Source organism: Streptomyces sp. ADI95-17, from assembly GCF_003846175.1.
GTDB lineage: Bacteria > Actinomycetota > Actinomycetes > Streptomycetales > Streptomycetaceae > Streptomyces > Streptomyces sanglieri.
In genome coordinates, this window is the sequence record NZ_ML123045.1 from 16,737 (window position 1) to 28,754 (window position 12,018).

The 12,018-nt window shown below is 73.1% G+C and carries 10 protein-coding genes and 1 tRNA gene; 3 read left to right on the forward strand and 8 right to left on the reverse strand.

Annotation, left to right across the window (positions count from 1 at the left end):
* Positions 1 to 88 precede the first annotated feature (88 nt).
* On the forward strand, positions 89 to 1,186 hold the full coding sequence (locus EES42_RS08150) for an LLM class flavin-dependent oxidoreductase (RefSeq protein WP_124717487.1): 1,098 nt from the start codon (positions 89 to 91) through the stop codon (positions 1,184 to 1,186).
* A 48-nt stretch (positions 1,187 to 1,234) separates the two neighbouring features.
* Here EES42_RS08150 and EES42_RS08155 read toward each other — a convergent pair whose 3' ends face one another.
* On the reverse strand, positions 1,235 to 3,103 hold the full coding sequence (locus EES42_RS08155; RefSeq protein ID WP_124717488.1) for a putative bifunctional diguanylate cyclase/phosphodiesterase: 1,869 nt from the start codon (positions 3,101 to 3,103) through the stop codon (positions 1,235 to 1,237).
* Positions 3,104 to 3,512: 409 nt separating this feature from the next.
* On the opposite strand from EES42_RS08155, the gene EES42_RS08160 reads away from it, so the two are divergent.
* A complete protein-coding gene (locus EES42_RS08160; protein ID WP_124717489.1) occupies positions 3,513 to 4,727 on the forward strand; it encodes a M6 family metalloprotease domain-containing protein in 1,215 nt (404 codons plus the stop codon).
* Positions 4,728 to 4,786: 59 nt separating this feature from the next.
* Here EES42_RS08160 and EES42_RS08165 read toward each other — a convergent pair.
* From EES42_RS08165 to EES42_RS08195, 7 genes are all read right to left on the reverse strand, one after another.
* A tRNA-Lys gene (locus EES42_RS08165) sits at positions 4,787 to 4,860 on the reverse strand.
* Positions 4,851 to 5,564: a hypothetical protein gene (locus EES42_RS08170; protein WP_124717490.1), complete on the reverse strand. Its 714-nt coding sequence runs from the start codon at positions 5,562 to 5,564 to the stop codon at positions 4,851 to 4,853. The genes EES42_RS08165 and EES42_RS08170 overlap by 10 nt, the downstream gene beginning before the upstream one ends.
* Positions 5,565 to 5,728: 164 nt before the next feature.
* On the reverse strand, positions 5,729 to 6,070 hold the full coding sequence (locus EES42_RS08175) for a hypothetical protein (protein WP_124717491.1): 342 nt from the start codon (positions 6,068 to 6,070) through the stop codon (positions 5,729 to 5,731).
* A 103-nt stretch (positions 6,071 to 6,173) separates the two neighbouring features.
* Positions 6,174 to 7,508 (reverse strand): AAA domain-containing protein, encoded by a 1,335-nt coding sequence (locus tag EES42_RS08180; protein WP_124717492.1) that lies wholly within the window; start codon positions 7,506 to 7,508, stop codon positions 6,174 to 6,176.
* Positions 7,505 to 9,115 (reverse strand): hypothetical protein, encoded by a 1,611-nt coding sequence (locus EES42_RS08185; RefSeq protein ID WP_124717493.1) that lies wholly within the window; start codon positions 9,113 to 9,115, stop codon positions 7,505 to 7,507. Before EES42_RS08185 ends, EES42_RS08180 begins: the two co-directional genes overlap by 4 nt.
* Positions 9,106 to 10,293 carry a hypothetical protein gene (locus EES42_RS08190; RefSeq protein WP_241196308.1) on the reverse strand — a complete coding sequence of 396 codons (1,188 nt, stop codon included), beginning with the start codon at positions 10,291 to 10,293 and terminating at the stop codon, positions 9,106 to 9,108. Before EES42_RS08190 ends, EES42_RS08185 begins: the two co-directional genes overlap by 10 nt.
* Positions 10,178 to 11,170: a phosphatase PAP2 family protein gene (locus EES42_RS08195; protein ID WP_241196309.1), complete on the reverse strand. Its 993-nt coding sequence runs from the start codon at positions 11,168 to 11,170 to the stop codon at positions 10,178 to 10,180. Before EES42_RS08195 ends, EES42_RS08190 begins: the two co-directional genes overlap by 116 nt.
* Positions 11,171 to 11,416: 246 nt before the next feature.
* On the opposite strand from EES42_RS08195, the gene EES42_RS08200 reads away from it, so the two are divergent.
* The gene (locus tag EES42_RS08200) at positions 11,417 to 12,013 is read left to right on the forward strand and encodes a histidine phosphatase family protein (protein ID WP_124717494.1); all 597 of its coding nucleotides are present in this window, start codon (positions 11,417 to 11,419) and stop codon (positions 12,011 to 12,013) included.
* Positions 12,014 to 12,018 lie beyond the last annotated feature (5 nt).

Genomic DNA, 12,018 nt, shown 5'->3' on the forward strand with positions numbered 1-12,018 from the left:
GCTTGAAGACACAGGACAGCAGGACAGCAGGACGTACGGGTCGGACGTACGAGCCCGACGCAGGCGCATCACCGAAAGAGGCCAGGACGTGGACGAGATTCGAGGCGACGAGATCCGTGGCAAGGCGGAGGGAACGGCCACCGTTCCGCTCTCCGTGCTGGACCTGGTGACCGTCGGGCAGGGCCGCACCGCCTCCCAGGCGCTGCGCACCTCCGTGGACATCGCGCGGCTCGCCGAGCGCCGCGGATTCCACCGCTACTGGGTGGCCGAGCACCACTCGATGCCCGGTGTCGCCTCCTCCTCGCCCGCCGTGATCCTGGCCCACCTCGCCGCGCACACCGAGCGCATCAGGCTCGGCTCCGGCGGCGTGATGCTGCCCAACCACGCACCGCTCGTCATCGCGGAACAGTTCGGCACCCTGGAGGCCATGGCCCCCGGCCGCATCGACCTCGGCCTCGGCCGCGCCCCCGGCACCGACGGCGCGACGGCGGCCGCCCTGCGCCGCAGCGACCGGCTGAACGAAGGGGCGGACGACTTCCCGCAGCAGCTCGCCGAGCTGACCCGGTTCCTGGACGACGACTTCCCCGACGGGCACCCCTACGCCCGTATCCACGCGGTCCCCGGCCCGGTCCAGGCCACGGCCGAGGGCGGCGTGCAGTCGCCGGCCCGCCCGCCGCTCTGGCTCCTCGGCTCCTCCGGCTTCAGCGCCCGGCTGGCCGGTGTGCTCGGTCTGCCCTTCGCCTTCGCCCACCACTTCTCGGCCCAGAACACGATCCCGGCGCTCGACCTGTACCGGGAGTCGTTCCGGCCGTCCGCGGTGCTCGACGCCCCGTACGCCCTGATCGGCGTCGCGGCCCTGGCCGCCGACGACGAACGCGAGGCCCGCCGCCAGGTGCTCTCCGGTGCCCTGTCCATGGTCCGGCTGCGCACCGGCCGCCCCGGTCTGGTCCCGACGCCCGAGGAGGCGGAGGCGTACGCCTTCAGCCCGATGGAGCGTGAGTTCGTCGACGGCTGGCTCACCAACATCGTCCACGGCACGGCGGACGAGGTCCGTACCGGCCTCGACGACCTGGCCAAGCGCACCGGCGCCGACGAGCTCATGATCACCGCCAACGCCCACGGCGGCGAGGCGAGGCTGCGCAGCTACGAACTGATCGCGGACGCGTACGGGCTGCCCACGGACTGATCCGGCTCGGGGGCCGTGACGCGCGTCGGCTCCGGTGGCGTCGGTGCGTCAGTGCGTCATCGGGCGGGCGCCGATCAGCTCGGCGATCCGCTCCGGGGCGACCGCGCGCGAGTACAGCCAGCCCTGCCCGGTGTCGCAGCCGATCCTGCGCAGCCGTTCCGCCTGGCCGGCCGTCTCCACGCACTCCGCGGTGACGGTCAGGCCCAGCCGGTGGGCCAGCTGCACCATCGCCTCGACGATCGTCTCGTCGGCCGGGGAGGGGTGGGCGCCGTCGTCGTAGCGGAAGCCGCGTACGAACGAACCGTCCAGCTTCAGCACCGAGACCGGCAGCCGGCTCAGATAGGCGAGGTTGGAGTAGCCGGTCCCGAAGTCGTCGATGGCGATCCGCACGCCCATCTCGCTGAGCGACTGGAGAGCCTGGATCGGCCGGCCCGCCGAACCCATCACCGCCGACTCGGTCAGCTCCAGCTGGAGCAGCGAGGGGTCCAAGCCGGTCTCGGCGAGGATCTCCGCGACATCGGTGACCAGGTCGGAGTCCCAGACCTGGCGTACGGCGACATTGACGCTGATGAACAACGGCGGATCGGCGGGGTGCTCCAGCTGCCAGCGCCGGGCCTGGCGGCAGGCGGACTGGAGCACCCACCGGCCGAGCTGGACGATCGAGCCGTCCTCCTCGGCGATCGCGACGAACCGATTCGGCGACAGCATGCCGAACTGCGGGTGGTTCCAGCGGACCAGGGCCTCCACCCCGCGCACGACCCCGTCGGCCATCCCGACCAGCGGCTGGTACTCGATGGTGAACTCGCCGCGCTCCACGGCGGGCCGCAGCGTGGACGAGAGCGTCTGCCGGGTCATCCGGTGGGCGTTGCGCTCCGGGTCGAAGACCGTCCAGCGGGCCTTGCCGTCCGCCTTCGCCCAGTACAGCGTGGTGTCGGCGGCCTGCATCAGACCGGTGGCCGAGGTGCCGGTCACGGCCCGTTCCACCACCCCGATCGAGGCGGAGACGGAGATCCGGTGCCCGGCCAGGTCGAAGGGCTGCTGGAGTGCGGCGAGCACCGTGCGGGCCAGGTCGGTGAGCTGCTGCGTGCCGGCCGAGTCCTCGACCAGGATCGCGAACTCGTCGCCGCCGAGGCGCGCCACGAGATGGGCGCCGTCACGGTGCGGGCCGTCCTGGGCCGCGCAGTCGGTGAGCCGGGCGGCGACGGCGGCGAGCAGCCGGTCGCCGATCCGGTGGCCCATCGTGTCGTTGACGGCCTTGAAGCCGTCCAGATCCAGGTAGCAGAGCCCGACCCGGCCGTGGCCGGAGGCGCCGTCGCCGTACGGCGGGGTCTCCAGGACGGCCGAGAGCCGTTCGAAGAACAGCGTCCGGTTGGGCAGCCGGGTCACCGGGTCGTGCATCTGGAGGTGGCGCAGTCGTTTCTGCAACTCGCGCCGGTCGCTGATGTCCGAGACGGAGAGCAGCATCCGGCGGGGCCCGGCGCCGTCGGATGCGCCGGCCTCCTGCTCGGGCATCGGCACGACGGTGACCTCGGCCCACAGTGCCCGCCCGTCGGGGTGCTTGAGCCGGTGGGTGCGGCGGAACCGTGAGCGCCGGCCGTGCAGCACCTCGCGGTACGCGTGCCAGGTGCGGCCGTCCGCCGCGAGGTCGAGCAGATCGGCCGCGGACTGGCTGGCCAGTGCCGCGGCGGGGCGGCCGAGCAGAACGCCGAGGGCCTCGTTGGCGGTGACGACCAGGCCCTCGTGATCGACGACGGCCATCGGCAGCGTGGCGGCCAGGAACGCGGCCCGGTAGCCGTACGGCTCGGATCCACCGGTCCCGGCGAGAGGCCACGCAGTGTGACGCTCCGTGGTCGCCGGTCCTGCGGAATGCCTGGGTGTGCCCGCCGTGGGCCCGGGCCCTTCGGGGGTTCCGCTCACCGTTCGCTCCCGCCGTGCAGTTCTGTCCTGAACAGGTGTGGCCGGACTGGCCCGCCGCGTGGATCGCCTGGGTCGGAGGCGGAAACCACGTGGGAAAGCCTGGTGAAGCATAGAGGCTGGTGCGTCGGCCGTTCCAGCGCCAGACCCTTCCACGCCCCGCGTGCGCCCCGCATGGGTCATTCGCGCATGGTTCCGATTTGCCCATAACCGATCATTTCCGAGTGATTACTTTTCCCCGTGATGCCTCGTTGATCGATTGTGACTTTCTGTGAGGGTTGGGGCCCCGGTCGGCCGCTGACTCGACTGGGGCAGCTCAACAGGACGAAAGCTTCGAACCAGCACAGGGTGAGTGGGTGACCGCAGCTCGCACCCGGAGGTGGATGTGCCGCGCCAGCGACGGACCGGGGGAGTGGAGAGACCGAGCCTGCGCGGTGTGGCCGCCGCCACGACCTCTCTCCTGGCGCTCGTCGCCACCTCCCTCGTCGCCGGGCCCGCCGTGGCCGCCACCGGAGAAGCGGGCCCCTGCGCCCTGCCCCGGACCGAGGCGCACCACTCGCTCGGCGTCAGCGACTGGAACGGTGCCTACCCCCGCCCCGACCACGCCCTCGACGCGGTCATGGTCTTCCTCTCCTTCCCGGACCACCGTCCCGCGGTCACCCCCGCCCAGCTCACCGCCGACTACTTCCCCGCCACCAGCCAGTTCTTCCGGCGCGCCTCGTACGGGAAGTTCGACCTGCGCCCGCACCCGATGCGGCAGTGGATCCAGATGCCGAAGACCTCCGACCAGTACGGCATACGACGCGACTGGGACAACGAGCGCCGCAGCAGCTATCTGCGCGACGCCGTCGCCACCGCCGACCCGAAGATCGACTTCTCCCGGTACGACATCGTCTATCTGATCGCCGACCCCGACGCCCCCGGCGTCGACTCCGATGCCACCAAGGTCGTCAACTTCGACCAGCCGCTGCGCGCCGACGGCACGGACATCCGCCGCGTCGTCACCGTCTTCGAACAGCACCCGCCGGACCACAACGTGCTGGCCCACGAGACCGGGCACGTCTTCGACCTGCCGGACCTCTACCACCGGCCGTCCGACGGCAAGGGCGACTGGGACACCTACGTCGGCGACTGGGACGTGATGGGCAGCCAGTTCGGACTCGCGCCGGACTTCTTCGGCTGGCACAAGTGGAAGCTGGGCTGGCTGGACCGCAGACAGGTGATCTGCGTCCAGAGCAGCCGGCACATCACCCTGGAACCGATGGCCGCCGTGCCCGAGCCCGGCGCCTCCATCGGCACCCGGCTCGCGGTGATCAGGACCGGCGAGAACAGCGCCGTGGCCATCGAGGCCCGCAGCGCCACCGGCAACGACAGCACGACGTGCACCGAGGGGGTCCTGCTCTACCGGGTGCGCAACGAAACCCCGTCCGGCGGCGGCCCGGTCGAGGTGCTCGACACCCACCCCCGCACCGACGCCTGCTGGGACCGCTCGGTCTACGCGCCGCTGGCGGACGCCCCGCTGCGGGTCGGCGAGACATACAGCATCCCCGGCGGGCGCACGAAGGTCGAGGTCGCCGACCGGACGCCGTCGGGCGCCTGGACCGTCCGGATCACCACCGGAACGTAGGGGCCCGCCCCGAGAACGAAGAAACCCCCTCGCTCTCGCGAGGGGGTTTCTCCCGTCTGTGCGCCGCCAGGGACTCGAACCCCGGACCCGCTGATTAAGAGTCAGCTGCTCTAACCAACTGAGCTAGCGGCGCCTGCTGACGTCGTAGACATTAGCATCCGGATCGGCGGTAGGAAAAATCGAATTCCTGGCCGCCGACGAGGGCGCAGACCTGGTCACCCGCACACAGGCCCAGAGCAGTACGTCGGGGCCCGGCAGCCAGGGGCTGCGGGTGTCGGGGGCGACCAGCCAGCGGGGGCCGGGCGTGGTGGAGGTGCAGGTCAGGGGCGGGACGGTCACCGCGTCCCCGGTGCCGTGGCAGAGCAGCGGCGGCACCTTGCTGTCACCGTCGACCCCGTCGTCGTGCCCGCGCGGGCCCATGGCGGCCCGGGGCTCGGGGCCGCCGCCCCACTCCTCCCAGTCGAGCAGCGAGGGGAGTCGCTGGGCGGTGCCGGGCGAGGCGAACAGCAGCATCCGGCCGCGGTGCGTGGCCACCGGCCCGGAGCCGGGGCCGTCGGACCACAGGTGCTCCAGCATCCGGCGCCCGAACAGAGTGGGCACGTTCACCACGTCGAAGGCCGACCCGCACGGCAGCACCCCGGGCGAGGAGGGGTGGGCCTCCCACTGGGCCAGGGTGCTGCGCGGATACGCGGCGGCGCCGGCCAGCCAGGCGGCACCGGCCGCCGTGACGTGTGCCGTCTGGTTCGTGGCCTGGTTCCGCAGAACGGCGAAGAGGTCGGCGCTCTGGTGGGCGTCGCCGTGGTGCAGGGTCGATTCGTCTGGCAGCCATGCGGTCATGCCGACATATCTACCGGGAGTGATCGAGCGGATTCCGAGAGTTGCCGGAAACCGGGACAGGTCAGGGTGAGGAGGAGTATCTTGCGCCCGGGCATATGCCAGCGGTTCTACCCGGAGTCAGGACCGGCCGGGCCGGGCGGCCCGGCCCCGGGTCCCTGCGGCTGTCAGGGGGCGGCACCGCCCAGCAGGCTCCGGCCGAACTCGACCATCTTCTTGGCGTAGTCCTCGGTCCACTGCGCACGCTGGGCGATGTCCGCGGTCGTGAGCCGGTCGAACCGGCGCGGATCGGCGAGCTGGGCGGCGGCGATCGCCTGGAACTCGACCGCACGGTCGGTCGCGGCACGGAACGCCAGGGACAGCTCGGTGGCGCGGGACAGCAACTCCTTCGGATCGTCCATCGACTCCAGATCGAAGAAGTGCTCGGGATCGGCGACGGCGGCCGACGGCTCGAAGAGCAGGGGCGCGGGGCGCAGCCGCTGCTGCTCGTTCCGCTCGGGTTGTGGCATGTGGTGTTTCCTCCTTGGACGGGCCCGATGGCCACCCTCCATTGTCCAACGTCCCGCAAGAGGGCCCGGAGGGACGGTCAGGGCGCCGGAGCAGGCGCGGCGGTCACGGGCGCCAGGTGACCCGGTGTTCCGCCAGATGCGCCAGCACCGAATGGTTCGCCTCCCAGCCGTCCGGGAACTTCACCGTGACGCCCAGCTGGACCGGCTCCGTGGACGGGTGCTCGTCCAGCAGTTCGGTGACGCCCGCCCGGCAGACCACGATGCAGGCGTGCCGGTGGCGCGAGGCCAGTACGCAGAGCCGGCCCGTCTCCAGGTGGAAGGCGGTGGCGTCCGGGCGGCCGGAGAGCGGGTGCAGCACCACCGTCACATCGAACTCGCGGCCCTGGAGCCGGTTCGCCGTGTCCACCGCGACGCCCGTCACCCCCAGCTCCGCGAGCGCCGCCCGTACCGCCGCGGCCTGGTCGCGGTGGGCGGTGCCGACCGCGACCCGGTCCGCCGTCACCGGGACCGGGTCCGGCGAGCGCTCGCTCGTCGCCGCGCCGCCCCGGTCCAGCAGCCGGCGCACCACCAGGGCCACCGCGCGTACCGCCTCCGGGTCGGTGCGCGGGGTGTGCCTGGCCGGGAGTTCGAGCAGGCCCCAGCCGGACTCCGCGGCCTCGTCCAGCACCCGGTCGGGGGCCGAGCCGTCGGACGCGACGCCGAACGACAGCCGCCGGTCGCCGTGGTCCGTACCGCTGCGGAACGGGGTGTACGGGTAGAACGCGTCCGAGACCAGCGGCGCGGCGGAGGCGGGCAGCCGCCACGACACCGGCAGCCGGTGCTGGGGCAGCCGGGGATTGTGCGCGAGGAGAGTGGAGACGGCGCTCGCGGACGGGTCGTACGAGAGCCCCGCCCACTGGTCCGCGCCGACGATCGAGAACGGGTCCAGCTGGCCGGGATCGCCGACGAACAGCGCCCGCTCGAAGAGCCCCGCGACGGCCAGCAGCGCGTCCGAACGCATCTGGTACGCCTCGTCCACGATCGCGTGGCCCCACGGCTCGACGTTCTTCACGTGCGCCCACTTCGCGGCCGTCGAGATGACCACGTCGAGCCCGGCGAGATCGCCGGCCTTCGCCGACTTCCGTACGTTGGCCAGGCCGTCCAGCACCTTGTCGTACGGGTCCGTGTCGTTGCTGTGCAGCCGGCCCACCGGAAGCTCCGGGTTCTTCTCGGCCAGCCGGACCACCAGGTCGTCGACCTGCGCGTTGGTCTGCGCGACCACCATCAACGGATGCCCGGCCGAAGCGAGTTCGAGCGCGGCGCGCACCACGAGCGTGGACTTGCCCGCGCCCGGCGGGGAGTCCACAACGATGCCGCGCGACGTACCGCCCAGGGTGTCGGCGAGGATCGCGTCGGTCGCCCGCGCGGCCTGGGCGCCCGGGTCGAATACGGCCGTCACAGCAGGTCCTCCGCGGTCACGGGATCGGGGTTCTCGGCATGCCCGGCGGCGGCGCCCGGCGGGCCGCCGTGTGTCCAGGGCGTCTCCTCCGGGTCCGGCAGCTTCGGGCCGCCGCGCTGATCGTGCTCGAAGAGCGTCCAGGCGATCCGGTCGCCCGGCTCGGGCACCGAACCCGGGGCCGGCTCCTTGCTCCGGCCCATCCGGTCGGTGATCCGCAGCACCAGCGGCGGCGCGCCCCCGTCCTCCGGCTCGGCGTACGCCACGAACTCGGCGGTCTGCGGCTTGCCGTCCAGCGAGCGGTACACCTTGGTGCGCTCGCCGAGATGCGGGCGCTCGTCCGTACGGACCGTGACCAGCGGGCGCGGCGAGGGGCGCTTCGACTCGCTGTACGCCATCACCACCTCCGTCACCTCACCGACGAACGCCTCACCTGCCAGCCGCCGCCCGGCCAGCACCAGCAGATCGTCCAGCGCCTCCTGGGCCTCCAGCTGGGCCTGCGCCGTCTCCCGCGAGGCCAGCTTCTGCGCCGCCGTCACCGCGTCGTCCCGGCGCGGCTGCGGCGGCTCCCCGGAACGCACCCGGTCCCGGTGACCGGTGAACGACCAGCGGTCCCTGGTCCAGCGGTCCTCGGACCTGGACCCCTCGGGGAGCTCCCTCAGCAGGTCGAGCCCCCGCCACACCGCGTCCCACGTCGGCCGCATCACGTCGGCCAGCAGCGCCCGGATCTCCCGCTCGGCGGCGGTCAGCTCGCCGAGCCGGGCATCGGCCGCCAGGCCGTCCTCGGCGGCCGCGAGCGAGGTGCGCGCCCGGTCGTACTTCTCGATGGCGGGCGCCAGCAGCCGGTTGTCGAACGCCGGGTCGGTGGCCGGACCGGCCGGCGGGCACAGCAGCTGCCCGCCGGCGTCCCGGTCCAGCTCCGCACGGAGCGCCGCCGCAGCCCCCGACTCGCCCGCCGGGGTGTCGATCCAGGCCAGCAGCGCGCCCAGATGCTGATCCTCCAGGCTGCTCTGCCCGGTCGCCCAGTGCCGGTTCAGCAGATCGGTCGCGGCGAGCAGCAGCGAGGAGCCGGGCACCCTGGCCCGCTCCCCGTAGTGCGTCAGCCAGCGGCCCAGCAGCGGAACCCGGGCCGGGGCGGGATACGGGGTGTCCGGATCGTCCTCCGCCGTACGCCGGAACCGCATCGAGCGGCCCAGCAGCCGCACGAACTCGATGCCCGCCCGGCTGGGCACGACCAGCTGCGGCGCGTCCGCGCACAGCTCGACCTCGACCTTGACCTTCTTGCCGGTCTCCGGATCGGTCTCGTTGCGCTCGGCCGGCTCGACGACGTCCTCGTACGCCTCGATGTGCGGCAGCACCGCCTCGGCCAGCTCGGCGAGGAACGCGAACCGCAGATCCCGGTCGCGCGGCTGCGAGACCGCCAGCAGCCGGGGCGCCTCCCGGTCCGTCCCGACCAGCGCGCCCAGCGGGGCGCCCGCCTCACCGGCCGTGGTCAGCGGGACCAGGACCAGCGGCCGGTCGGTGAGATGGCGGTGCCGGAACGTCGCCATCGGCTGCGCGAGGCCGCTCTCCACGGCCTCCAGCCGGGCCAGGGTGCTGATCAGCGACATGCCGGACCGCCCGCCAGCGCCTCGGCGCGCAGGTCCGCCGCGCGCCGCAGGGCCGCGACCGTCGGGTCCGCCGGGTCGCCCTCCTTGCCCGCGGCCGCCGCCAGCACCTCGCCCACCGTGGTCAGCCCGCCGAGCTCACCGCGCACACTCCGCCCCAGCGCCTCCACCGCACCGGCCGCACGGGCCTTCGCCCGGCAGTGGAAGGCCAGCTCGCAGGCGGCCAGGCACTCCGGGGCGTACGCCGCGCCGACCGCCTCCACCGCGGCGTCGAGCTGCGGCCGGGGGCACTCCGGATCGAAGGTGGTGCCCTCGGGCAGGGCCGCCGCGATGTCCTCGATCCGGGTCAGCCTGGTCAGCTGGCGGCGGGTGACCGCGCGCTGCTTGCGCACGTCGACGACCGAGGCCGTGGGCAGGTTGGAGAAGTCCTTCGGGCAGACCAGCAGCACCCGGTGGCCGACCTCGGCGCCCTCGGTCAGCTCCGCGATCCGCTCCAGCGCCAGCACATAGACGGCGGACTGCCGGGCCGCCGCGCCGACCTTCGCCGCGTCGGCCGAGCCGTCGACCATGGGGAAGGACTTGATCTCGACGACCGTCCACGTGCCGTCGGGGTGCACCACCACCGCGTCCGGCTCCAGATAGGCGGGGGAGCCCGCCACCTCCAGGGCCAGCGTCGGGTGGTCCAGCAGCGCCCAGCCGCCCGCCGCGGTCGCCTCCCGCAGCGCCAGCGCCGTACGCGCGGCGCGGCCCTCGGGGCCCGCCGCGGTCAGATCGGGCACCGAGACCTCGTCCGGCGCCGGGCCACCGCCGCCGAGGCGCTCGTACAGCAGCCGCATCAGCTCCGTACCGCCGTCGGCCTTGACCCTGGCCTCGAAGGCGTTGCCCCGGACGAGGGCGAACTGCGACTGGCCGAAGGGGGCGGGCGAACCGAGCGCCTCGGCCAGCGCGCCCTTGTCCACCCCGGCGCCGTCGAGCAGGGCGCGGCGCCGGCAGCCGGGGTTGGCGGCGAGGGCGGCCAGCGCGCGGGCGTCCAGCGGACGCGGTGGGACGGTCGGTCCCCGCAGCTCAGCGAGCCGCTGCCGGAGCGTCGTCGCCGGCCGTTCCCGCTCCTGCGCGGGCGCCGGGACCGGTCCGGGGTGCGCGACCGGCCGAGGTGTCTGCGTCGGCCGATGCCGCGGCATCGGTGGAGTCTGCGGAGGTGGTCCGCTGGCCAGGGATTCGCTCACCCGCGGAAGTCTTGCATCCGGCACTGACAATCGGGGACTTCGCTCCCGGGGCGATCCGCGGGAAGCGGGCGCCGACCCGGTCCCGGACCCGGTCCGCGAGACGCATCACGGGCCGGGCCAGCAGGGCTCCGACGCCCATCACGGCGGCGCCCGCGACCGCGTCGAGGAGGTAGTGGTTGGCCGTGCCCATCACCACGAACGTGGTGATCAGGGGGTAGGCGACGCCCGCGGCCCGGACGTACGGGTTCTTGCTGTGGCGCCACAGCAGGATTCCGCACCAGAGCGCCCAGCCGACGTGCAGGCTCGGCATCGCCGCGTACTGGTTGGTCATCCCGCCCATGCCGCGCGGGGCGCTGGCCTCCGTGCCCCACCAGCCGTACGAGCTGTACTGGGCCATCGTGTCGACGAAGCCGTACCGGGCCTCCAGCAGCCGGGGCGGGCAGGTCGGCAGCAGCGTGAAGCCGATCAGACCGAGCAGCGTGGAGGTCATCAGCCAGGTGCGGGCCCGGCGGTACACCTCCTGGCGGCGGCGGAAGAGCCAGATCAGGACGGCAGGGGTGACGAGGTAGTGCAGGGACGCGTACGCGAAGTCGGAGGGTATGCCTATCGAGGGGTGCGCGGTGAGCAGCCGGTTGAGCGGGTGTTCGAGGTTGATGTGGAGCGTCTGCTCCAGGCTCAGGATGCTCAGGCCGTGGTCGATGGCGGTGGACACGTCACCGCGCGCCACCAGCCGGCCCGCCGAGTAGGCCCCGTACACCAGGGCCAGCAGGGGCAGCTCGGTCCACCAACGGGGCCTCGGGCGCGGCACGGGTGCGGTGCTGGCATGCTGCATCCGGAAGCTCTCCATCATGTGTTCATGCGACCGACGGCGGGCGTTCAACCGTACGGTGTGGATCGGTCGGGGTTCCCCCGGGGTCCGTTCCGGGGCCCCGTGCGCGCAGAGATTTCTCCGCGCAGAGTGGGACGCCGGCCGGGCCCGGGAGGTTGCCTCGCGATCATGTGCGAGATGATGGGAAAACCGGATGATCCGCCGCGTCCCGATCTCCGGCCTCAGATTCTCAGTTCAGGGAGAGCCGTCATGGCACCGCGTATCCTGCTCGCCCGGCACGGCCAGACCGAATGGTCCGTCAAGGGCAATCACACCGGCAGGACGGACATCCCGCTGCTCGACACCGGCCGTGCGGGCGCGAAGCTCCTCGGCGAACGGCTGCGGCGCGGGCCGTGGGCGCAGCTGCCGGGCCTCGAAGTGCGCACCAGCCCGCTGGTACGCGCCAGGGAGACCTGCGAGATCGCGGGATTCGGGGACCGGGCCGAGCCGTGGGACGCGCTCATGGAGTGGGACTACGGGGCGTACGAGGGAATGACCCCGGCCGAGATCAAGGCGATCCGCCCGGACTGGTTCATCTGGCGCGACGGGGTGCCGGAGGGCGAGACCCTGGCCGAGCTGTCCGCCCGTGCCGACGAGATCGTGGCATGGGCCCGCTCCGCCGACCGCGATGTGCTGGTCTTCGCCCACGGCCACATCCTGCGGGCGCTGGGCGCGCGGTGGCTCGGCGAGGACGTGTCGTTCGCGGCGCGCGTCCGGCTCGATCCCACGTCGCTGTCGGTTCTGGGGTGGGCGTACGGCGCACCCGCGATCGAGCGCTGGAACGACACCGGCCACCTGGACCGGTAGGCCGC

Bases quoted from the DNA above. Each gene is read 5' to 3' on its own strand.
- EES42_RS08190 (WP_241196308.1), bottom strand. From the start codon at position 10,293: ATGCCGCGGCATCGGCCGACGCAGACACCTCGGCCGGTCGCGCACCCC.
- EES42_RS08195 (WP_241196309.1), bottom strand. From the start codon at position 11,170: ATGCAGCATGCCAGCACCGCACCCGTGCCGCGCCCGAGGCCCCGTTGG.
- EES42_RS08170 (WP_124717490.1), bottom strand. From the start codon at position 5,564: ATGACCGCATGGCTGCCAGACGAATCGACCCTGCACCACGGCGACGCC.
- EES42_RS08185 (WP_124717493.1), bottom strand. From the start codon at position 9,115: ATGTCGCTGATCAGCACCCTGGCCCGGCTGGAGGCCGTGGAGAGCGGC.
- EES42_RS08175 (WP_124717491.1), bottom strand. From the start codon at position 6,070: ATGCCACAACCCGAGCGGAACGAGCAGCAGCGGCTGCGCCCCGCGCCC.
- EES42_RS08200 (WP_124717494.1), top strand. From the start codon at position 11,417: ATGGCACCGCGTATCCTGCTCGCCCGGCACGGCCAGACCGAATGGTCC.